Source organism: Gemmobacter serpentinus, from assembly GCF_008973825.1.
Classification (GTDB): Bacteria; Pseudomonadota; Alphaproteobacteria; order Rhodobacterales; family Rhodobacteraceae; genus Gemmobacter; species Gemmobacter serpentinus.
The window spans coordinates 33,964-55,678 of record NZ_WCHR01000021.1 but is presented as its reverse complement, the minus strand read 5'-3'; the positions used below and the strand labels follow the sequence as shown (position 1 = coordinate 55,678).

Below are 21,715 nucleotides of genomic sequence, written 5' to 3'. Positions count from 1 at the left end.
AGGCGCGTCTATCTCGGGTGGCAGCGATCTCATGTCGCAGCGTCGGGGCCGGCATGGCGCAGCGCCTCAATGATCAGCGACAGGCCCAGAAGGCCCAGCAGGCTGGCGGCCCCCCGGTCGATCCAGAATTTCGCAGCGGCATAGCGCGCCCGCACCGGGGCCGTCGACATCACTGTGGTGACAACGGCATACCAGAACAGTTCGGTTCCAAGCGCCGTGGCATAGATCGCGCCCTGCATCGCGAAACTTTGCGGGCCGGGAAACAGTGCCACGATCAGGGCGGAGTAGAACAGGGCCGGTTTGGGGTTGGAAAGGTTCAGCGCAACCCCGCCCCAGAAGCCGGTGCCAAAGCGCGCCTTTGCGGCCTCGGGCATCGGCTGGCGCGCGCCGCGCCACAGCCCGATGGCCATCCACAGCAAATAAAGCCCGCCAAAGATCTTCAGCGCCAGATAAAGCATCGGCACGATGGTGAAGATCACCGTCAGCCCCAGAATGGCGAACAGCCCCCAGAGCGAGGCCCCGAAGGCCAGTCCGATCCCATAGGGCAGCGCCACGTCGCGGCCGCGTGCAAAGGCGGTTTGCGTCGCCGCGATGATCGCAGGGCCCGGCGACAGGATCGCGAGCGTCATGCTCGCGATCAGGATCAGGAATGGCTCAATCCCGCCCATCAATGATCCTTGCGCCCGGTTACGACATCGATATCGGGCGCATCCACCGCCTTCATGCCGACAACATGATAGCCCGCATCCACATGCAGGTTCTCGCCGGTGGTGCCCGATCCCAGATCGGACAGCAGATAGAGCGCGGCCTTGCCGACCTCTTCCTGCGTCACATTGCGGCGCAGCGGCGAATTCAGCTCGTTCCATTTCATGATATAGCGGAAATCGCCGATGCCGGAGGCGGCCAGCGTCTTGATCGGGCCGGCGGAAATCGCGTTGACGCGAATACCGTCCTTGCCCAGATCTTCGGCCAGATATTTCACCGATGCCTCCAGCGCCGCCTTGGCGACGCCCATCACATTGTAATGCGGCATGACCTTTTCGGCACCGTAATAGGTCAGCGTCAGCAGGCTTCCGCCGGGGGCCATGATCGCGGCGGCACGCTGGCACACAGCGGTAAAGCTGTAGACCGAAATATCCATGGTCATCGAGAAGTTGCCGCGCGATGTGTCGACATAGCGGCCGCGCAGCTCGTTCTTGTCGGAGAATCCGATGGCGTGCACGACAAAGTCGATCTGGCCCCAGATTTCCTTGATGCGGTCAAACAACCCGTCAAGCGAGGCTTCGCTTGCCACATCGCATTCGATGAAGGTGGAGGAGCCGATGCTTTCCGCCAAGGGCTGCACGCGCTTGAGCAATGCATCCCCCTGATAGGAAAATGCAAGTTCCGCGCCTTGGGCGGCACAGGCCTGGGCAATGCCCCAGGCGATAGACTTGTCATTCGCAAGCCCCATGATGAGGCCGCGTTTGCCCGCCATCAGTCCAGAAGCCATGAAATCCCTCAATTCTCGCGTGGTCTGGCGTGCAGGTGTAGGGCAATGCGCGCAAGGCATCAAGGGCGCGTGGCGCGGGTATCGAAAGCCGCCGCCTTTGCCCCCCTAGTGGCTTGCAACTGGCGCGGGGGCGGGTGCAATCTCGCCCTCGGGGCGGGGCCGGGTTGCCTTGTCCGCCGCAAGGAGGTGCGTTTTGGACAGATCGGGAATTTTCGCGGGCGACAGCCCCTTCGTGCTGGCGCAAAGCTGGCTGGCCGAGGCCACCGCATCCGAGCCGAACGATCCCAATGCCATCGCGCTGTCCACCGTCGATGCGCAGGGGCTGCCGAACAGCCGAATGGTTCTGCTGAAGGAGATCGAGACCCGCGGCGAGGGCGGCGGTGCATTTGTCTTCTACACCAATTACGGCAGCGTGAAGGCCCAGGAGATCGAGGCCAGTGGCAAGGCGAGTTTCGTGATGCACTGGAAATCGCTGCGCCGCCAGATCCGGGTGCGCGGTCTGGTCTCGCGAGAGGATGGACCGCAGGCGGATGAATACTATGCCAGCCGCAGCCTGCAATCGCGGTTGGGGGCCTGGGCCTCGCGACAAAGCCAGCCTCTGTCATCGCGAGGGGCGCTGATGGCCGAGGTGGCGCGCCAGACCGCCAAGCAGGGCCCGATCCCGCGCCGCCCGCCGTTCTGGGGAGGCTATCGCATTCGACCTCTGGAGGTGGAGTTCTGGGCGGATGGGTCCTTCCGGTTGCATGACCGCTTCCGCTGGGTCAGGCAAGACCTGTCCAGTGGCTGGAATATTGAACGTCTCAGCCCATAAATTTCACGCTTCGTGAAATTTCGTTGTCATACATCCATGCATTTTCGCTTGAATACGCCGACCGATTAACGGATTGACTATGTGAAGGGTCAAACTGGGGAACGGCTCTGACTATGTCTGAAGAAACGATCGCCATGCCGCGTGAGGTGCATGGCAAAGTGAAATGGTTTGATCCCGCCAAAGGGTTCGGCTTCATCGTCGCCGATGAAGGGGGTGCAGATATCCTTCTGCACGCGAATGTGTTGCGCAACTATGGGCAAAGCACGGTCGCGGATGGGACGGGTATTGCGGTCAAGGTGCAGAACACGCAGCGCGGGGTTCAGGCAGTGGAGGTTCTGACCATCGAACCCCCCGCCGGAGTGGCCTTTCCGTTGGGTGAAGATCACGCCATGGCCACGCCTGAGGAAATCGCCGCGCGCCCGATGGAACCGGCGCGCGTCAAATGGTTCGACAAGGGCAAGGGCTTCGGCTTTGCCAATGTCTTTGGCCGCCCCGAGGATGTCTTCATCCATATCGAGGTGCTGCGGATGTCCGGCTTTGCCGATCTGGCAGCGGGGGAGGCTGTTTGCCTGCGTATTATTGATGGGAAGCGCGGTCGTATGGCCGTTCAGGTCGTGTCGTGGGAAGCCGCCGCGCGCAAGTAAAGCTGGGATTGGCGCTGGCGCTCTTGCTGCCGGTGCCTGTCCTTGCGGAAGTTTGCGACCCGGATCGGGTCGATCTGCGCGGAGCCTTTGGCTCCGCGCGCTTTCGCGTTGAGGTGGCCGATGATGCGGCAGAGCGTGCGCAGGGCCTGATGTTCCGCGAGGCGATGGCTGCCGGGGCGGGTATGCTTTTCGTTTATGACAGCCCGCAGCGCCCCTATTTCTGGATGAAAAACACGCTGATCCCGCTCGACATGATCTTTGTCGATGAGACGGGTGTGGTCACACGGGTGCATGAAAACGCCGTGCCGCATGACGAGACGCCGATTGATGGCGGCCCGGATGTGCGCTTCGTTCTGGAGATCAATGGCGGACTTGCTGCCCGTCTGGGCATCGCGCCGGGGGATCAGTTGCGTCATCCGACGATCACGGCGGGTGTGTGGTCCTGCGCTGTCGAATAGGTCTTTCCTTCCGCAGATCAAGCGGCTACAGAGACCGCAGTCGGGGCGTAGCGCAGCCTGGTAGCGCGACGGTTTTGGGTACCGTAGGTCGCGAGTTCGAATCCCGCCGCCCCGACCATCTTCCCAATCAAGCTTGAATATGCCAGCGACCGGGCCCATTGCTGCGGCGCGGGCCGATTATTCTGCCTGTGTGTATTTGCGTTTTGCAGCGCAGATTCGCGCTTCGCGAAATTTTTTCATTCGAGATATGCCTAGAATTTGTGCATATGGATGGGTTTCGCACTTTGTTGGAAAATTTCGGCAGTGTTTCGCCCAGCGGGTTTTGGAATGAAGGCAATGTCCTGCGTTGTGCGGGGGCGGCGCAGTTCCTAGATTGGGTCTGCATTTCTGTCCCGGGATACGCCATGCGCCCTCTTGCCCCACGCCGTCAACGGCGCTTGCCAGATTGGCTTTCGCAATGACTGCGCAACCCAGGATCAAATTGCATCTTCCGGCCCATATGCTGGACCATGGTGCTGCAAGGATGCCCGTCTTTTACGGTCGGGTCACGGCGGGGCTGCGCAGCCTTGGCGCGACGGTGGATCTGGTCCATCGCGACATCTATGCGCTGCAGGCCGGGCCGCAGGGGGCCGATATCGATCTGGTTCATGCGACCGCGGTCGGACGGGCGCAGGCGCTGACGCTGGGCACCGCCTATCTTGACCGCTTTCATTACATGGACCCGGACGGGATTTTTTTTGAAAGCACGCTGGCCCGGGCGCGGTTCCGGCCCGAACAGATCCCGCAGCCGCAGGCGCAGCAGTTTCTGGCGCAGTTGCGCGATCAATATGTGACACCGCGCCGGTCGCGCCATGTCCAGCCAGAGGCGGTAGAGACCTTCGGTCAGGGTCATATCGCGCTGTTCCTGCAAGATCTGTCTGACCCGGTCGAACGTGCCCGAAACATGACTGCGCCCGAGATGGTCGAGGCGGTGCTGGCCCATCGTGACGGGCGTGATCTGGTGGTGAAGCCGCATCCGCGCAACAGCGGCCCGGAAAGCGAGGCGATCCTGCGGCGGCTGCAGGGGGTGCCGGGGGTGCGGATCAGCCATGCCAATCTGCATGACATCCTTGCAGGGGCGGCGGTCTCCGTCTCGATCTCGTCTTCGGTCGGGCTGGAGGGGATGCTGCACGGCGTGCCGGCGGTCTTCTTCGGCGCGACCGACCTGCATCATGCCGCGGTGACGGTGCAGCGCGCCGCAGACTGGCCCGCCGCCTTGCAGACCGCGCTCGGCACCGACTGGCCCCATGCGCAGTTCCTGCTTTGGTTCCTCAGGCGGCGCAATCTGGATGCGCGCCGCCCCTTCATGGACCGTGTGCTGGAACGGATCACCCATGTCGGCGGCGATCTGGCGGCGCTTGGCCTGCCATCCCAGCCGCCTGAAGGGTTTAGGGTCTAGGCCATTTGCAAAAGGGCCGGTGCTGATTGGTCCTTTCGCGCTTACCGGAGAATGGAACAGCCGCGATCAGATCTGCCGAGATCAGATCTGCACCAGCAGAAAATCGCCGCCCTTGTCAAAATTCAACGAGTTGGGGGCCACATCCAGCAGGGTCAGCGTCATGCCAAGCAGGCTGACCTCACAATCCCCCTTGGCATAGCGAAAGCGGATCGCGACATCGCTGGGATCGCTGTCCCCAAGCTGGATCTGCACCTTGTCGACACCGCTGACAAAGTCGGTGATCGTGTCATTGCCGTGGCCCACTCGCAGCACAAAGGTATCGGCCCCAGCCCCGCCTGTCAGCCGGTCATCCTGTGTGCCGCCAATGATGGTGTCGCGGCCAAGTCCCCCCATCACCGTGTCGCGGCCGTCATCGCCGCGCAGCATGTCATTGCCAGCCTCGCCACTGAGCCAGTCATTGCCAAAGCCGCCCAGAAGGCGGTCGTTGCCCTCTTTGCCGTTCAGGCGGTCATTGCCCTGGCCGCCGATCAACTGGTCATTGCCCGCATCTCCGGTGAGGCGGTCATTCCCTGCATCCCCGCGCAGGGTATCGTCTCCGCCGCCGCCACGGAGATTGTCATTACCGTTCCCGCCATAGATCGCATCGTTCCCGCCCCGGCCCAGCACGAGATCCGCGCCGCCGAAGCCGCGCAAGCTGTCATCGCCTGCGCTGCCGGTGACACTATCGGCCCCACCCAGAAGGGCCTGCATGAAGGCGATCTCGGGTCCGTTGAAGCGGTCAAACAAGGTGGAGGCCACATCCAGGACAAGCCCGGTGATGCTGGTCTGCATCACACCGCCCGTGCTGTCGGTGATCCGGACTGCGCCCAGTTCCCCACCCGAAAGCGTGAAATGCAGTGGGCCGCCGGTTGAGGCCGTCATGACCTCCAGCCCTATGCCATAGAAGGTGGTCGTGCGGCCCCCCAGCGTATAGGCGACGCTGCTGTCATAGGTGACGCCCGCAATCGGGATCGCGATATCCGTGGTGACCAGAACATCCGTGGTCGCAGCCGGCAGCGCGGCGAGGCCGAAACCCAGCATGTTTGCCGGGGTCATAATTTTTACAGAGGCAGCAGGGGCTGGCATCTTACGCTCCAAGACAAAAACCGATGAACCAAATGTTGAAAAGGCTACGCCTCAATCGGAGATTCGCATAGGGTCCGATCATACGGGGTTGGCCCCGGCCTGTTGCGCGTCATCTTGGCTTCGGCCGTCTCAGATTGGGTTTGCGCAGGTTCGGGCGTCGCGGGGCATGTCGGCTCGGGTTCGGATTCTTCCGCCTCCAACCTGTTCCGCATCGGTCTGATCGCGGCGGTCAGACCAGCTCTTTTACCGCCTCCATCGCCACATAGGTGGAGGTGGCGGCGACATGGGGCAGGGCGCTGATCCTTTCGGCCAGCACCCGGCGATAATCGGCAATATCGGCGGTGCGCACCTTCAGAAGATAATCAAAGCGGCTGGCAATCATATGGCATTGCTCCACCTCGGGGATGGCGCGCACCGCACGGTTGAAGGCCTGAAGCGCCGCCTCGCGGGTATCCGACAGCCGCACCTCGACAAAAGCCACATGCGCAAGGCCCATGGCGATCGGATCCAGCATGGCGCGATAGCCGGCAATCACCCCGGTTTCTTCCAGCCGTTTCAGCCGCGCCTGTGTCGGGCTTTTCGACAGCCCGATGCGGCGGGCAAGTTCGGTCGCGGCGATCCGTCCATCGGCGGCAAGGATGCGCAGAATCGCTTCATCATAGGAGTCCAGCGCGGGGCGGGCGGATGGCATGTCATATCCCCTGATTAATGGTCGATTCGCCCGACATGCTGCCCATCATCGGGAAAATCGCCTGCAAACTTCGCGCTATTCTGGCGCAAATGCAATCGCGCCAATCAAGGCGCTTGCGGCGGGATTGAGATGATGGACAACAGCTGGTCGGTGATCGAGACGGGAAGCCTGCGGGATGAGGCGGCGCTGGTGCGCGACCTGATCGCGGAAACGGGGCTGGACGGAGCCGCGCGCGCCCGGATCAGCGCCAGCGGTGCCGATCTGGTGCGCCGCATCCGCGCCTCGACCAAGCCGGGGCTGATGGAGGTCTTTCTGGCCGAATATGGCCTGTCCACCGATGAGGGCATCGCGCTGATGTGTCTGGCCGAGGCGCTGCTGCGCGTGCCGGATGCCGAGACGATGGATGCGCTGATCGAGGACAAGATCGCGCCGTCCAATTGGGGCCGCCATCTGGGCCATTCGGCATCAAGCCTTGTGAATGCCTCGACCTGGGCGCTCATGCTGACCGGCAAGGTGCTGGAAGAGCGCGAGCCGGGTGTGGTCGGCCATCTGCGCGCCGCCATCAAACGTCTGGGCGAGCCGGTGATCCGCACCGCCGTGGGCCGCGCGATGAAGGAAATGGGCCGCCAGTTCGTCTTGGGCGAGACCATCGAGGCCGCGATGAAGCGCGCGCAGGAGCTGGAAGCCAAGGGCTATACCTACAGCTATGACATGCTGGGCGAGGCCGCCCGCACCGAGGCCGATGCCCGGCGCTATCACCTGTCCTATTCCAAGGCGATCACCGCGATTGCGACCGCCGCCAAGACCCGCGATATCGGCATCAATCCCGGCATCTCGATCAAGCTGTCGGCGCTGCATCCGCGCTATGAGGTGGCCAAACGCGCCCGCGTCATGACCGAACTGGTGCCGCGCGTGCGGGCGTTGGCGGGGCTGGCCAAGGCCGCAGGGCTTGGCTTCAACATCGACGCCGAAGAGGCCGACCGCCTGCAATTGTCGATGGAAGTGATCGAGGCGGTTCTGGCTGATGAAAGCCTGGCTGGCTGGGATGGTTTCGGCATCGTGGTGCAGGCCTATGGCCGTCGCGCAGGGCCGGTGCTGGACTGGCTCTATGCGCTTGCCACCAAACTGGATCGCCGCATCATGGTGCGTCTGGTCAAGGGTGCCTATTGGGATGCCGAGGTGAAGCGCGCGCAGGTGATGGGGCTGGACGGCTTCCCGGTCTTCACCCGCAAGCAGGCAACCGATGTCAGCTATATCGCCAATGCGCGCAAATTGCTGCGCATGACCGACCGGATCTATCCGCAATTCGCGGGCCATAATGCCCATACCGTTGCCGCCGTGCTGGACATGGCCGAGGTCGAAGGCGTGCGGTTCGATCAGTTCGAGTTCCAGCGCCTGCATGGCATGGGTGAGCGTCTGCATGATATCGTGCTGACCGACCGCAAGGCGCGCTGCCGCATCTATGCGCCGGTTGGCGCGCATCGCGACCTGCTGGCCTATCTGGTGCGCCGCCTGCTGGAAAACGGCGCGAATAGCAGCTTTGTGAACCAGATCGTCAACGAGGATGTGACGCCCGAACAGGTCGCGGCTTGCCCGGTGACCTTCATGGAAAGCGTGGATCCGGTGGAAAGTCCGGCGATCCGCCCGGCGCGGGCGCTGTTCGGTGCCCGGGTGAACTCCAAAGGGTTCGATCTGACCGATACCGCAGACCTCGCGGTGATCGAGGCCGCGCGCGCGCCATTCGCGGACACCATCTTTGACGCCCGCCCGCGCATCGCCGGCGCGGTGGCCGGTGGCCAGCGTCTGGACGTGCTGAACCCCGCCACCGGCGCGCGGGTCGGCAATGTCATTCCGGCCGCAGGCCCCGATGTGGAAACCGCACTGGCCGCCGCCGCCGCATGGGATGCCGCGCCCGCGCAGCGCGCCGAGGTTCTGCGCCGCGCCGCCGATCTCTATGAAGAAAACTTCGGCCAGATCTTCGCGCTTTTGGCGCGCGAGGCGGGAAAGACGCTGGCCGATGCCGTGGCCGAACTGCGCGAGGCGGTCGATTTCCTGCGCTATTACGCCGATGGTGCGGCCATGCTGACCGCTCCGGCGCGCGGGCGTTTCGTCTGCATCAGCCCGTGGAACTTCCCGCTCGCGATCTTCTCGGGGCAGATTGCGGCGGCGCTTGCCGCAGGCAATGCCGTGCTGGCGAAACCGGCCGAGCAAACCCCGCTGATCGCGGGCCTTGCCGTCGATCTGCTGCTGCAAGCAGGGGTTCCTGCGACGGTGCTGCAACTTCTGCCTGGTGACGGGGCGGTCGGTGCGATGCTCACCTCGGATGCCCGCGTCGATGGCGTGGCCTTTACCGGCTCCACCGAGACCGCGCTGAAGATCCGCCGCGCCATGGCCGAAAACTTGAACCCGGCGGCGCCGCTGATCGCCGAGACCGGCGGGCTGAATGCAATGCTGGTCGACAGCACCGCGTTGCCTGAACAGGCGGTGCGCGACATCATCGCCTCCAGCTTCCAGTCGGCCGGGCAACGCTGTTCGGCGCTGCGTTGCCTCTATCTGCAGGAAGACATCGCGCCGCATGTCCTGGACATGCTGCAAGGTGCCATGGCCGAGCTGCGTCTGGGCGAACCCTGGAGCCTTGAGACCGATGTCGGCCCGGTGATCGATGCCGAGGCACAGGAAGGCATCGCCGCCCATATCGCGCAGGCCCGTGCCGAGGGGCGGTTGATCGCGGAAATGGCGGCCCCGGATCAAGGCACGTTCATCGCCCCGACCGTGATCCGCGTCGCGGGCATTGCCGAGATGGGGCGCGAGATCTTCGGCCCGGTCCTGCATGTCGCGACCTTCAAGGCGACGGGGATCGATCGGGTGATCGCGGATATCAATGCAACCGGCTATGGTCTGACTTTCGGGTTGCATACCCGCATCGATGACCGGGTGCAGCGCGTGGTCGATACGATCCGCGTCGGCAATACCTATGTGAACCGCAACCAGATCGGGGCGGTGGTGGGCAGCCAACCCTTTGGCGGTGAAGGGCTTTCGGGCACCGGCCCGAAGGCGGGCGGGCCGGAATATCTGACCCGTTTCACCAACGAAACCGCGCCGGTGCCCGGCAGCGCCGAAGGCCGCGCGACCGAGGCAGGGGTGCAATCTGCCCTCGATGCCGCAGCCCCCGCGCCCGGCGCGCTGGCGGCGCTGGATCTGCCCGGCCCGACCGGCGAAAGCAACCGGCTGTCCTTCTTCGCGCGGGATCCGCTGATCTGCCTTGGTCCCGACCGTGCCTCGGCGCAGGCGCAGGGCGATGCGGTGCGCGCGCTTGGCGGCGTGGCGGTCGAGGCGGCGGGGCTGGATCCTCAGGCGCTGACCCGGCTCAAGGGCTTTTCCGGCGCGATCTGCTGGGGCGATGAGGCCCGTGCCTATGCCCGCGCTCTGGCGCAACGCGAAGGCCAGATCCTGCCTTTGATCGCAGGCCTGCCCGACAAGGGTCATGTCGTGCTGGAACGCCATGTCTGCATCGACACCACCGCATCGGGCGGCAATGCCCAACTGCTGGCGCAGGTGTCCGAAGTCTGACACGGACCCTGTTGCGATGGATCCGGCAGGGGGGGCTTGCGCCCCCTGTTGGGCGCGCGCCCAATTGACCAGAGCGCAGGCGGAAGGCCTGCGCCCGACCCGAGGATTCATGGGAAAAGAAGACCTGGGGTCGGGGTCTGCCATGCCTGTGGCGCGTTGAGTGGCGCAAGCCCGTCCCGCCTTTCATCTGTTTCCAAATATCCTCGGGGGGCAGGGGCCGCAGGCACCGTCGGGGGGCAGACAGCCCCCCGCCTTTCGCGACCGCTTGACGCGGGCGTCGCGATCATCAAGCCTGCACCCATGTTTCCAATCCGCGACCATAACCCTTCGGGGCGTATCCCGCATGTCACCCGGCTGCTTGTGCTGCTGAATGTGGCGGTGTTTCTGGCCACCTGGTTCCTGCCCGACAGCGATTATGGCCGCGACCTGATCCTGTATGACTGGGGGGTGGTGCCGGCGCGACTTTTGCAGGAAGGCGATATCAGCCGGGTGTTCAGCTCCATGTTCCTGCACGCAGGCTGGGCGCATATCTTCGGCAATATGCTGTTCCTGTGGATCTTCGGCGACAATCTGGAGGACCAGTTCGGCCATATGGGCTTTCTGGTCTTCTACCTGCTGGCGGGCGTGGCCGCTGCCATGGCGCAGGTCGCGTTCGAGCCGGGATCAGGCATCCCCATGGTGGGGGCATCTGGCGCGATTGCGGGGGTGATGGGCGGCTATCTGCTGCTTTATCCGCGCGCCAAGGTCGATGTGCTGTTCTTTTTTCTGATCTTCTTCCGCATCCTGCCGATTCCGGCCTGGGGTGTGCTGGGCTTCTGGTTCGCCTCGCAGCTGATCGGGATGGTCGGCCCGGTGGAACTGGGCGGTGTCGCCTATTGGGCCCATGCCGGGGGTTTTGTCGCCGGGCTTGTGTTGGCGCTGCCCTTCTGGTGGCGGCGCGGCGGGCGGCAGTTCTGGCAGCAAAGCGACGGCCATCCGGCGCATCCGCCAGTCACATACCAGCGAAGCTCGATCCCGGTGATCGGGCGCAATCGTTAAGGGCAGGGCGGCAATATAGGTAGGACGGCATTGCGGGCAGGGGGCAAATATTCGTCGAATATTTGCGGCCCCCAAGATGCGCGCATTGGCGGCCTCAGCCCCGGATGATCTTGCAGAGTTGTTCGAACAGCGGCTCATTGGCGCAGATGACCGAGCCGTCATTGACGATATGGTGATGCTCGCGCACCGGGCCGACCAGGCCACCGGCCTCTTTCACCAGCAGAACGCCCGCCGCCACGTCCCAGGGCTTCACGTTCAGCTCCCAATAGCCGTCATAACGTCCGGCCGCGACCCAGGCGAGATCGAGCGCGGCCGCACCAAAGCGGCGCATCCCGGCGGTGCCCGGCATCAATCGCGCCAGATCCTGCAATGAGGTCGGCAGGCCCGGCTTCACGCCGAAGGGGATGCCGGTCGCAAACAGCGCCTCATGCATATGGCGGCGGCCCGACACGCGCAGGCGCTTGTCATTCATCCAGGCACCATTGCCCTTTTCGGCCCAGAACAGCTCGTCCTTGGCGGCGTCAAAGATCACGCCTGCGACGATCTCGCCCTTGTGCTCCAGCGCGATGGAAACCGCCCAATGCGGGATGCCGTGCAGGAAGTTGGTGGTGCCATCCAGCGGGTCGACGATCCAGCGCCGGGTCGGGTCGGCACCGGCCACCTCGCCACCCTCTTCGCCAAGAAAGCCATAGGTCGGGCGGGCCCCCAGCAGTTCTTCCTTCACGATGCGTTCGGCCTCGCGATCGGCCTTGGAGACAAAGTCGCCCGGCCCCTTGGTCGAGACCTGCAGGTTTTCCACCTCGCGGAAGTCTTTCACGAGGCTGCGCCCGGCCTTGCGGGCCGCCTTGATCATCACGTTCAGATTGGCGCTGCCCTGCATTGGCGTTCCCCGTCCCGGTCTCTGGTGCTGTCGGCTGTTCAGACCGGGGCTTCTAGACGATGCAGCGGCGCTTGTGAAGGGGCACCGCCCGACAGAACGCCGTCAAAGCAGGATGTCACGCGCGACCATGCTGTCGATGCCCAAAAGGCCGATGCGGAAATCCATCACCCCATCGCCATTGCGGTCCCCCTCCAGGATCTCGTCCGAGAAGCGCAGCTGACCCTTGGCCCCCGTGAAGGCCTTGTCGCCAATGAAGGTGAAGGCCTGATCGCCGGCGCGCGTGGGGTCGGCATCGATGCCGCGCAGGTCGATCTTGTCGCCCTGGGCGCGGTTGAAATCCATCACGATATCGATGTTGTTCGAGGCCACGCGCGCCTCGGTATGGCTGCGCCAGACGAAGGTGTCTGCTCCGCCCCGGCCGGTCAACTGGTCAAAGCCTTCGCCGCCGGTCAGGCGGTTGGCACCGCTCTGGCCAAAGATCGCGTCATTGCCGATGGTGCCGATCACATTCTCGATCTGGCGCACGAATTCCACCCGGTTTGCCCCGGTCTGCACCTTGCCCGCCTGCAGATCGATGGTCAGGCCGCTGCCGCGCAGCGAAGTGTCATGGTCGCGGGCTTCATAGCTGATCGTATCGCTGCCATTGCCGCCGATGAACGTGTTCTGCCAGCCGACCGAGATGAACAGATCATTGCCCTTGTCGCCGGTATAGGTGCTTTTGAAGGTCGAGACGGCGATCGTGTCATTGCCGTCGCCGCCGCGCACCGTATCGCCCCGGTCGGTCGAAAAGCTGCCGAAGCCTTCGCCGGCATAGGTGTCATTGCCCTTGCCCAGCAGGATGATATTGCCCTGTTCCTTCAGATTGTGGACAGCATCATTGCCCGCGCCCGCGTCAACGCGGTTGTTTCCGCCGAAATCATCGGTGCGGTTCAGGATCACGATGTCCTTGCCGCCCTTCATGAACAAGGTTACTTCGGTGTTCTGCACAGACCCGCCTTGGGTGAATCTGTTTGCGGCATCGTTGAAGCGGATCGTGCGGCCCATGATGGTCTCCCCTGGTTGCGATGATCCTATCATGTCAGGGTTGCATCTGTATCGCTGTTCCGCAGGGAACAGGCCTCAATCGCGTTGCAATTTGACTGCCTCGGACCGCATCAGGCGCAGGAAATGCGCCATGAAGGGCTGGGTCGCGTCCGCATTGCGGGTTGCGGCATACATCCGTTTGGTCACGGTCTGGGGCCCAAGCGGGCGGGTAACATAATCGGGCTTGCCGCGAATCTCGCGCATCACCCAGTCGGGCAGCACTGAAACCCCGCGATTGGACCCCACCAGCATGAAGATCACGGCGGTCAGGTCTGCCTGCCGGTGCTGGCGCGGCTCTACCCGTGCGGGTGTCAGCAGTTCGGTAAAGATATCCAGCCGCTCGCGCCCGACCGGATAGGTGATCAGGGTCTGGTCGCGAAAATCCTCGGCGGTGATATAGGCTTTCTCCGCAAGCGGGTTCTGGGCCGAGGCCACCAGGGTCGGGTGATAGTCAAAGAGCGGATTGAACAGGATCCCCGGCATCTCCACCGGGTTGGACGAGATCACCAGATCGACCTCCTCGCGGTCGAGCGCGGGCAGGGCATCGAAGGCGAGCCCCGCACGGATATCGACGTCAATATCTGGCCAGACCTTGCGGAACTGCTCCAGCACCGGGAACAACCAGTCGAAACAGGCATGGCATTCCAGCGTCAGATGCAGCCGCCCGGTCTTGCCCGAAAGCAGGGCGCGAAACTCTTCTTCCAGCCCCTCGACCTCGGGCAGCACCCGTTCGGCCACCCGCAGCATACGCTGTCCGGCGGCGGAAAGCCGCATCGGCTTGGACCGCCGCACGAACAGTTCCACCCCGGCCTGATCCTCCAACCCCTTGACCTGATGGCTGAGCGCGCTTTGCGTCATGTTCATCATCTCTGCCGCCCGGGCAAGGCCACCATGTTCGTGGATCGCGCGGATAGTGCGCAGGTGACGCAATTCAAAATACATGAAGATTTCTCATGTTCATGTTGAGCATTATGAATTTGTCTCACATCCTGTTTTCGGGCACAAGTCTTGGCAAAAGAAAGCAGGATCCGATCCATGACCGCACCGCGCATCTCCTTCGAGTTTTTCCCGCCGCAGACGCTGGATGCGTCGTTCAAGCTGTGGGAAACGGTGCATATGCTGGCGCCGCTGAAGCCGGAATTTGTTTCGGTCACCTATGGGGCGGGCGGCACCACGCGCAAGCTGACCCATGATGCGGTGACCACCATCGGCAAGAATACCGGGCTGCGGGTGGCGGCCCACCTCACCTGCGTCGATGCGACCCGCGCCGAGACGCTGGAGATTGCGGAGGCCTATGCGAGCGCCGGCGTCACCGATATCGTGGCGTTGCGCGGCGATGCGCCCAAGGGGTCTGACGGGTTCAAGGCCCATGCCGATGGGTTTGCCAATAGCGTGGAGCTGATCGAGGCGCTGGCCGCGACCGGCAAGTTCACCCTGCGTGTCGGGGCCTACCCGGAGCCGCATCCCGAGGCCAAGGATACGATGCAGGATGTGCGCTGGCTGAAGCGCAAGATGGATGCCGGGGCCTCTGCCGCGCTGACCCAGTTCTTTTTCGAGGCCGACACCTTCCTGCGCTTCCGTGATCTTTGCGCGAAGGAAGGCATCACCCAGCCGGTCATTCCGGGTATCCTGCCGATTGCCAGCTTTTCGGGGCTGAAGAAATTTGCGGCGCGCTGCGGTGCCAATATCCCCGCGGCGCTTGATCTGGCCTTTGAGGCCGCCGCCCGCGACGGGCGCGAAGACGAAGTGTCGGTGGAGCTATGCACCGATCTCTGCCGCAAGCTGATGACGGAAGGGGTGGAGGATCTGCATTTCTACACCCTGAACCGCCCGCATCTGACCGCCGAGGTCTGCGCGGCGCTTGGTGTTGCGGGCGCGTCTGCCGCGCTTGGCAAGGTGGCCTGAAACAATCGCCTTGGCGCGAAGAGGGCAGAGGAATAACGGGCTGCGACCTCTGGCCGCAGCCTTTTCATTTGCATCGGGGCGCGGCGCGGTTGCAGGCTCGGTTCAAGGTTTATCTCAGACCTTTGTTTTATCGTGAGGTGCCACCCATGCCTTCGGCCCCGTCCGCAGCACATCCTTCGCCTGAAATCGAGCGCGCGCCACGCAATTTCGCCTGGCAGGAATTCACCGCGATCCCGCGCTATCAATTCCTGATCGAGCTGGCCTTGCCGCTGCCCTGGCTTCTGCTGTCGGTCTGGCTTTACAATGGCAGCCTGTGGTTTCTGGGTCCGATTGCCAGCTTTTTCTTCTTCCTCTGCTGTCTGCGCCTGAACCATGAGGCGATCCACAACAATCTTGGCCTTGCGCGCCGCTGGGACCATGTGGTGATGCATGGGCTTGGCGCGCTGATGATGGGATCGAACCATGCCGATGCCTTTTGCCATTTGCAGCACCACAAGGACACGCTGGGCGCGGATGATCATGAAGGCCATTGCGCCACCATGCCGGCATGGCAGGTGCTGCTTTACGGGCCGCGCTTTCCGGTCGATCTGAACCTTGCCGCCTGGCGGCAGGGCGGTCCGGTCTGGCGCAGGCGGTTGCTGATCGACTGGCTGCTGGTTGCGGGCTTTGGCGCGCTATGTCTTTCCAGCGGCCTGCGGGGGCTGCAATTGCATGTGCTGTTCATGCTGCTGGGCCAGTGCATGACGGCGTTCTTTGCGGTCTGGATCACCCATCAGGGCACCATCGGCACCGGGCTTGCCGGGCGCAGCCAGCGCGGCCCGATGGCTTGGCTTGCCTATCAGATGTTCTATCACCGCGAACATCACCTGTTTCCCAAGGTGCCGGTCAGCCGGTTGAAGGATCTGGCGGAACGGCTCGACCGCGATGTGCCGGGTTATGCCGCCGCGCGTCTGCCCGTCACCGAGGTTCTGGACCCGGCACCCGCGCCCGCTGTGCGGGCCGCGACCGGGGCACAAGGCGCAAGCCAAGAAGTCCGGTGATCAGCGCCAGATAGATCATGGGTTCCGCCGCCCATGCCTTCATCACCCAGATGAAATGCGCCGCCGCCAGCAGCGCGGCCGGATAGACCAGCCGGTGCAGCCGCTGCCATGCGGCCGCCCCCATGCGCCGGATCGACAGGTTGTTCGATGTCAGCGCAAGTGGCAGCAGCATGAGGAACGCGGCCATGCCGAGGATGATATAGGGGCGCTTCACCAGATCATTGCCGATCTCGGACCAGCGGAATTGCAGATCCAGCGTCACCCAGACGAATAGATGCAGCCCCGCATAGACAAAGGCCAACACCCCGATCTGACGGCGAAAGCGCATCAGGTTCAGCCCGACAAAGCGCCTGAGCGGCGTGACGCACAGCCCCGCCACGATCAGTTGCAATGCCACCTCGCCCAAGCGGTGCTCGATTGTCTTGACCGGATCGACGCCCAAGGCCCCATTGACGGTCTGCCAGATCAGCATCAGCAGCGGCAGACTGCCAAGCGCATAGACCATCCATGGCCGAACGGGGCGCAGCGCGCGATGCAGCGCCTCCATCAGTAATCCACCGCCAGATCCTGCCCGGCGTAAAGCCCGGCCACCAGATCGCCATAGCCATTGAATTTCAGCGTATCGACACGCTTGGCAAACAGGCCCCCGCCAATCCGCCGCTCCGACGCCTGCGACCAGCGCGGGTGATCCACCTCCGGGTTCACATTGGCATAAAAGCCGTATTCCTTGGGTTGCAGCATCTGCCAGGTGCTGACCGGCTGCTCATTGGTCAGGCTGATTTTCACAAGGCTTTTGGCGGATTTGAAGCCGTATTTCCACGGCACCACCAGCCGGATCGGCGCCCCGTTCTGCTTGGGCATCGCCTCGCCATAAAGCCCGGTCGCAAGCAGGGTCAACGGATGCATTGCTTCATCGATGCGCAGCCCCTCGCGATAGGGGAAATCCAGCAATCCTGCGGCCACGCCGGGCATCTCATCGGCGCGGGCCAGGCTTTCAAAGCGCACATAGCGCGCGCCCGGTTGGACGCCAACGCGCGCCAGCACCGAGGCCAGCGGCACACCGATCCAGGGGATGACCATCGACCAGGCCTCGACACAGCGGAAACGGTAAATGCGTTCCTCCAGCGCGATGCCTTTCAGCAGATCGTCAGGCGCGTAATCGCCGGGCCGGTCGACCAGCCCCTCGACCCGCACCGACCAGGGCGCGGTGGTCATGGCCCCGGCATGGCGGGCCGGATCGGATTTGTCGAAGCCGAATTCGTAGAAGTTGTTATAGCCGGTGATGTCCTCAAGGCTGTTGGGAGCCTCATCGGTCGAATAGGGGCTGGGTGTGGCCGCGATCTTCGCGCCCGCAATGCCCGCAAAGGCCAATGTGCCAATGCCCAGCCCGGCGGTGGCCAGAAAACGGCGGCGGTCCAGAAAGGCCGCGCGTGGTGTGACATCCGACCAACGCAGCCCGGTATTCCAGCGTTCCGCCATCGCCTGCTCTCCCTTGCAACTGACGCCAAGGATGCGCCCGGCGCGACGATCCGGCAAGGGCCTCACACTTCAACTCCGCGTGGCCGGGATTTCGAGCCGGGACGCAGTGGTCAGGGTTTGTGCGGGTGAGAGTGAAGGGCGGGCGGGATGGCGGATGGTCGGAATGATGCGCAGAGGCCTGGCCTTTCGCCCTTGGCGCCAAGACGATTTGAGTGTTCGGACGGGGATCAGGCGGAAAGATCCAGCCAGAGCCGGATCAATGCGGCCTCGGCGGTCTCAAGTCCGCCATTGGCGACACCCGTCGCCCAAAGGCCCGCGCCTGCCGCATAGGCACCGGGCTCCAGCCCGCCTTGCAGGCATTGGCTGACGGCGCGGATGCGGGTTCCGCGCTGCACCGCCTCGGCCAATACCTGCAACAGTGCAGGCTCCGCCATCATCGTGCCGGCCCCGAAAACCCGCAGAACCGCCCCGTCCAGCTCCGCGAGCATGGCACGCAGCGCGCCGACGGGCAGGCCGGGGCTCAGCGTCAGCACCGCGACACGCGCCGCACCGAAGCGCGGGTTTGCGCGCGGCCAGGCGGGGGGCTGCGGCACAGCGGTAAAGGCACCTGCCGCATGGCTGTCGGTCTTGACCAGCCCGTCCGCCGGCAAGAGCCGCCCGGCAAAGGCCAGCCAGACACCGGGGTCCGCCTCGCGCGCGGCTTGCAAGGCCAGATCCAGATTGGCCTCGCCATCCCCGCCCATGCCAAGCGGCTGCATTGACCCGCATAGCACCACGCGCCGTCCGCTGCCCGCCAGGGCCTGCGACAAGGCCGCGCCGGTGAACGCCATGGTATCGGTGCCATGGGTCAGGATCACATCTGCGCCGGGATGCGCGGCGATCAGATCCAGAAACAGGTTCCAATGTGCAGGGCCCACATCGGCACTGTCCAGCAGCGGGTCAAAGGCATGGGTTTCCAGCCGGCCGCCCGGTGCCAACCGCGCCGCAACCGCCGCCTCCAGCTTGCCGGGCACCGGCATCAGGCCCTCCGGCCCCGGTCCCATGCCAATGGTGCCGCCGCTATGGATCAAAAGCAGTGTCATCGCCGTTTCCCCCCATTCAGTCCTGGCCCCCGTCCTTGATCTTTTGTCCAAGGCTTTGCGCCCGCGTTCCGGGGGCCCCCGTCGCGTCCCTCCTGCCATGCCACATGCCCTGAAACAACACCGCAGTTCTTACCATTTTCTGCCCATGAATATCCCGGCATCCGGGGCCGCGCCCCGGTCCATCCTTTACCAGAGGCGTGGCATTGGCCAGAACTCTGGCCAGCCACCGCCACTCCGGCTAATCTCGCCCGCAAAACGAAAAGGCAGATGATGAAACCGATCCATATCCTGAATGGCCCCAATCTCAACCTGCTGGGTCTGCGCCAGCCCGAGATTTACGGGCACGAGACGCTGGCCGATGTGGCCGCGCGCTGCGCAGCCCTTGCCAGCGAGCTGGGGGTGAGCGTGGCCTTCAAGCAATCGAACCACGAGGGGGAGATTGTCGAGATGATCCATTTGGCCCGGCTGGAGGCTGCGGCCATCGTCATCAACCCCGCCGCCTATACCCATACTTCGGTTGCCATTCTGGATGCGCTGAACACCTTTGAGGGTCCGGTCTTCGAGGTGCATATCTCTAATGTCCACAAACGCGAGGGTTTCCGCCACCATTCCTATGTCAGCCTGCGTGCCGACGGGGTGATCGCGGGCTGCGGCACCGAAGGCTATCTGCTGGCGCTGCGGCGTGCGGTCTCGGTGCTGCGCGGCTGATGCGGTTTCGATGGCATGGGCAGGCGCGGCTTTGCGACGCGGCGGGGCTGTGGCACCAGGCGGGCAAGCCCGCCGCCGCACCTTGCGCTTTGCAGGATCGGCCAGCAGCCCTTGCCTTGCAGACGGCACTTGGCGCGCCTGCCTTCCGCATTGGCGGTGATGGACCTGCGCCTGAGGGCGAGGGCATGTTCGAGACCCTGACAGGCGGCAGCAGCGGCACGCCCCGCCGCATTCGACGCAGCCAGCAAAGCTGGATCGCCAGTTTCGCCGTCAATGCGGGTCTGTTCGGCATTGAACCGGGCAGCGCGGTCGCGACTCTCGGTGATCTGGTGCATTCGCTGGCGCTCTATGGTGCGGTGGAGGCCCTGCATCTGGGGGCCGAGCTGCATCATCTGGCGGGCCTGCGCCCGGACCGTCAGGCCCGCGCCTTGGCGGATCGCCGCATCCGCCTGCTTTATGCCACGCCCGCACAGTTACGCGCGCTGATCGAGGCCGGACAGGATTGGCCCGATCTGCGGCATGTGGTGATCGGTGGGGCGCGGCTGGATCCGGGGTTGCGCGCGGCGCTGTCGGGCCGCAGCGATGCCATGGCGCATGAGTTTTACGGCGCGGCAGAGACCAGTTTCATCGCCATTTCCGATGCCGCCACGCCCCGGGGCAGCGTGGGGCGCCCCTATCCGGGAGCGGAGATCCGCACCGATGCGGCGGGCCGGATCTGGGTGCGTTCGCCCTATCTTGCGGCATCCTATGCAGGCCCGCCCGGATCGGCGCTATGGCAGGATGGCTGGGTGTCTCCGGGCGAGGCCGGGCGGCTGGAGGATGGGTTCCTCTGGCTTGATGGTCGCATTGGGCGGCAGGTGAAGATCGCCGACCAGACCGTGCAACCCGAGGAAATCGAGGCCGTTTTGCTGGCATGGCCCGGCATCCGCGCGGGTGCGGTGCTGGCGCAGCCGGATGCGCGGCGTGGTGCGGTTCTGGTTGCCTGCTATCAAGGCGCGATTGACGAGGCGGCGCTACTGACGGCGCTGCGCCAGTCCTTTGGGCCATTGAAGGCACCGCGCCGCTTGCATCTCTGCGCCGAATGGCCGGTGCTGCCCTCGGGCAAGACCGATCTCACGGCGCTTCAGGCCCGTCTGACATGAGTGGGGTCTGGATCATCGCCGCGCGGCGCAGCCCGGTCATGCCGCGGGGCGGGGCCTTTGCGGAGCTTGCGCCGCATGAACTGGCGGCCCCGGTCATCGCGGCCGTTCTCGCGGATGCCGGTCTTGCGGCGGATGCGGTGGATGAGCTGATCCTGTCCAACGCGCTTGGCGCGGGCGGCAATCCGGCGCGGCTGGCGGCATTGGCGGCGGGACTGCCCGACCGCGTCGGGGGGCTGTCGATCGACCGGCAATGCGCGGGCGGGCTGGATGCGATCCGGCTGGCCGCCGCCATGGTCGCCGCCGGTCAGGCCGAGGTGGTGCTGGCCGGGGGGGCGGAAAGCTATTCCCGCCGCCCGTTGCGCTTGGCGCAGATGCCGGGGCTGGACCCGCAGCCCTATGATGCGCCGCCCTTCACGCCCTGGCCCGACCGTGACCCGGACATGACGCAGGCCGCTGCCGATCTGGCGGCGCGACTGGGCATCAGCCGGGCCCGGCAAGAGGCCTGGGCCACGCGCTCTCATCGATTGGCCCTGGCCGCGGACCAGCCGGAGATCGTGGGCCTGGCCGGGCAGGGGCGCGATGGCTTTGCCCGTGCGCTGTCGCCCCGGCTGCTGGCGCGCGCCCCGGTTCTGACAGGGGATATCACATCGGCCACGACGGCTGTCGCGGCCGATGCCAGTGCCTTCGTGCTGGTCACCACTGCAAGCCGGGCCGCCAAGGCCGGTCGCGCCGCCCGTATCCTTGCGGCCCGCACCCTTGGTTCCCGGCCCGATGCGCCGGGCCTGTCGCCAGTGCCGGCCATCCATGCGGCCCTGTCGGATGCCGGACTGCAACCCGCAGGTCTGGAACGGATCGAGATGATGGAGGCCTATGCGGTGCAGGCGCTGGCCTGTCTCGACGCCTGCGCCTTGTCCGAGGATCGGGTGAACCTGAAAGGCGGGGCGCTGGCGCGCGGCCATCCCATCGGTGCCTCCGGCGCGATCCTTGCCGCGCGGCTGTTTCATGATCTGGAGGCCGGGCCGGGCCTTGCGGCCATCGCGGCGGCGGGGGGTGTCGGCGCGGCGCTGATCCTGCAAGGCCGGGCCTGATGCCGGCAGCGATCTGACAGCGAGAAAGACGGGCCAAGGAG

21 protein-coding genes and 1 tRNA gene are annotated in these 21,715 nt (G+C 64.6%); 12 read left to right on the top strand and 10 right to left on the bottom strand.

Features of this window, described 5'->3' with window-relative positions; translation table 11 throughout:
- Nucleotides 1-29: 29 nt before the first annotated feature.
- Nucleotides 30-668, bottom strand: a complete 639-nt coding sequence (locus GBJ34_RS14390; protein WP_151719917.1) for a LysE family translocator — start codon at nt 666-668, stop codon at nt 30-32.
- Nucleotides 668-1,492 (bottom strand): enoyl-ACP reductase FabI, encoded by an 825-nt coding sequence (fabI, locus tag GBJ34_RS14385; RefSeq protein ID WP_151719916.1) that lies wholly within the window; start codon nt 1,490-1,492, stop codon nt 668-670. Before fabI ends, GBJ34_RS14390 begins: the two co-directional genes overlap by 1 nt.
- 193 nt (nt 1,493-1,685) lie before the next feature.
- Between fabI and pdxH the strand changes: the two genes are divergently transcribed.
- The 5 genes from pdxH (at nt 1,686) to GBJ34_RS14360 (ending at nt 4,843) form a co-directional block, all read left to right on the top strand.
- On the top strand, nt 1,686-2,303 hold the full coding sequence (gene pdxH, locus GBJ34_RS14380; protein ID WP_151719915.1) for a pyridoxamine 5'-phosphate oxidase: 618 nt from the start codon (nt 1,686-1,688) through the stop codon (nt 2,301-2,303).
- A 113-nt stretch (nt 2,304-2,416) separates the two neighbouring features.
- Complete coding sequence (locus GBJ34_RS14375; RefSeq protein ID WP_151719914.1) at nt 2,417-2,947, top strand: cold-shock protein; 531 nt, start codon at nt 2,417-2,419, stop codon at nt 2,945-2,947.
- On the top strand, nt 2,923-3,405 hold the full coding sequence (locus tag GBJ34_RS14370; protein ID WP_226341189.1) for a DUF192 domain-containing protein: 483 nt from the start codon (nt 2,923-2,925) through the stop codon (nt 3,403-3,405). Before GBJ34_RS14375 ends, GBJ34_RS14370 begins: the two co-directional genes overlap by 25 nt.
- 41 nt (nt 3,406-3,446) lie before the next feature.
- Nucleotides 3,447-3,523 (top strand) — tRNA-Pro (locus tag GBJ34_RS14365).
- Nucleotides 3,524-3,862: 339 nt separating this feature from the next.
- Entirely contained in the window at nt 3,863-4,843 is a 981-nt protein-coding gene (locus GBJ34_RS14360) for a hypothetical protein (RefSeq protein ID WP_151719913.1), read from the top strand.
- An 81-nt stretch (nt 4,844-4,924) separates the two neighbouring features.
- Here the strand turns inward: GBJ34_RS14360 and GBJ34_RS14355 are convergent, their stop codons facing one another.
- Together GBJ34_RS14355 and GBJ34_RS14350 are read right to left on the bottom strand one after the other, a co-directional pair.
- Nucleotides 4,925-5,938, bottom strand: coding sequence for a calcium-binding protein (locus GBJ34_RS14355; protein ID WP_226341188.1), 1,014 nt, complete (start codon nt 5,936-5,938; stop codon nt 4,925-4,927).
- Between the two features lie 259 nt (nt 5,939-6,197).
- Nucleotides 6,198-6,659 carry an Lrp/AsnC family transcriptional regulator gene (locus GBJ34_RS14350; protein ID WP_151719911.1) on the bottom strand — a complete coding sequence of 154 codons (462 nt, stop codon included), beginning with the start codon at nt 6,657-6,659 and terminating at the stop codon, nt 6,198-6,200.
- Nucleotides 6,660-6,791: 132 nt separating this feature from the next.
- Here GBJ34_RS14350 and putA point away from each other — a divergent pair, with 132 nt between their 5' ends.
- Both putA and GBJ34_RS14340 read left to right on the top strand, forming a co-directional pair.
- Nucleotides 6,792-10,229 (top strand): bifunctional proline dehydrogenase/L-glutamate gamma-semialdehyde dehydrogenase PutA, encoded by a 3,438-nt coding sequence (putA, locus tag GBJ34_RS14345; RefSeq protein ID WP_404811433.1) that lies wholly within the window; start codon nt 6,792-6,794, stop codon nt 10,227-10,229.
- Nucleotides 10,230-10,529: 300 nt separating this feature from the next.
- Nucleotides 10,530-11,267: a rhomboid family intramembrane serine protease gene (locus tag GBJ34_RS14340; protein WP_151719909.1), complete on the top strand. Its 738-nt coding sequence runs from the start codon at nt 10,530-10,532 to the stop codon at nt 11,265-11,267.
- 94 nt (nt 11,268-11,361) lie between these two features.
- On the opposite strand, the gene GBJ34_RS14335 is transcribed toward GBJ34_RS14340, so the two are convergent.
- The 3 genes from GBJ34_RS14335 to GBJ34_RS14325 form a co-directional block, all read right to left on the bottom strand.
- Complete coding sequence (locus tag GBJ34_RS14335; RefSeq protein WP_151719908.1) at nt 11,362-12,147, bottom strand: inositol monophosphatase family protein; 786 nt, start codon at nt 12,145-12,147, stop codon at nt 11,362-11,364.
- 102 nt (nt 12,148-12,249) lie between these two features.
- A complete protein-coding gene (locus GBJ34_RS14330; RefSeq protein WP_192931228.1) occupies nt 12,250-13,191 on the bottom strand; it encodes a calcium-binding protein in 942 nt (313 codons plus the stop codon).
- Between the two features lie 75 nt (nt 13,192-13,266).
- Nucleotides 13,267-14,172, bottom strand: coding sequence for a LysR family transcriptional regulator (locus GBJ34_RS14325; protein WP_151719906.1), 906 nt, complete (start codon nt 14,170-14,172; stop codon nt 13,267-13,269).
- 93 nt (nt 14,173-14,265) lie between these two features.
- Between GBJ34_RS14325 and metF the strand changes: the two genes are divergently transcribed.
- Nucleotides 14,266-15,135: a methylenetetrahydrofolate reductase [NAD(P)H] gene (gene metF, locus GBJ34_RS14320; protein WP_151719905.1), complete on the top strand. Its 870-nt coding sequence runs from the start codon at nt 14,266-14,268 to the stop codon at nt 15,133-15,135.
- A 146-nt stretch (nt 15,136-15,281) separates the two neighbouring features.
- Entirely contained in the window at nt 15,282-16,175 is an 894-nt protein-coding gene (locus GBJ34_RS14315) for a fatty acid desaturase (RefSeq protein WP_151719904.1), read from the top strand.
- Here the strand turns inward: GBJ34_RS14315 and msrQ are convergent.
- From msrQ to GBJ34_RS14300, 3 genes are all read right to left on the bottom strand, one after another.
- Nucleotides 16,093-16,722 (bottom strand): protein-methionine-sulfoxide reductase heme-binding subunit MsrQ, encoded by a 630-nt coding sequence (gene msrQ / locus GBJ34_RS14310; RefSeq protein WP_151719903.1) that lies wholly within the window; start codon nt 16,720-16,722, stop codon nt 16,093-16,095. The two genes, GBJ34_RS14315 and msrQ, sit on opposite strands and share 83 nt — an antisense overlap.
- The gene (msrP, locus tag GBJ34_RS14305; protein ID WP_151719902.1) at nt 16,722-17,654 is read right to left on the bottom strand and encodes a protein-methionine-sulfoxide reductase catalytic subunit MsrP; all 933 of its coding nucleotides are present in this window, start codon (nt 17,652-17,654) and stop codon (nt 16,722-16,724) included. Before msrP ends, msrQ begins: the two co-directional genes overlap by 1 nt.
- Nucleotides 17,655-17,881: 227 nt before the next feature.
- Complete coding sequence (locus tag GBJ34_RS14300; protein ID WP_151719901.1) at nt 17,882-18,736, bottom strand: asparaginase domain-containing protein; 855 nt, start codon at nt 18,734-18,736, stop codon at nt 17,882-17,884.
- 267 nt (nt 18,737-19,003) lie between these two features.
- Here GBJ34_RS14300 and aroQ point away from each other — a divergent pair, with 267 nt between their 5' ends.
- The 3 genes from aroQ to GBJ34_RS14285 are packed head-to-tail and all read left to right on the top strand — an operon-like array spanning nt 19,004 to nt 21,674.
- Nucleotides 19,004-19,444, top strand: coding sequence for a type II 3-dehydroquinate dehydratase (gene aroQ, locus GBJ34_RS14295; RefSeq protein ID WP_151719900.1), 441 nt, complete (start codon nt 19,004-19,006; stop codon nt 19,442-19,444).
- Nucleotides 19,444-20,586 (top strand): AMP-binding protein, encoded by a 1,143-nt coding sequence (locus GBJ34_RS14290; protein WP_151719899.1) that lies wholly within the window; start codon nt 19,444-19,446, stop codon nt 20,584-20,586. Before aroQ ends, GBJ34_RS14290 begins: the two co-directional genes overlap by 1 nt.
- On the top strand, nt 20,583-21,674 hold the full coding sequence (locus tag GBJ34_RS14285) for an acetyl-CoA C-acyltransferase (protein WP_151719898.1): 1,092 nt from the start codon (nt 20,583-20,585) through the stop codon (nt 21,672-21,674). Before GBJ34_RS14290 ends, GBJ34_RS14285 begins: the two co-directional genes overlap by 4 nt.
- The last annotated feature ends 41 nt before the right edge of the window (nt 21,675-21,715 follow it).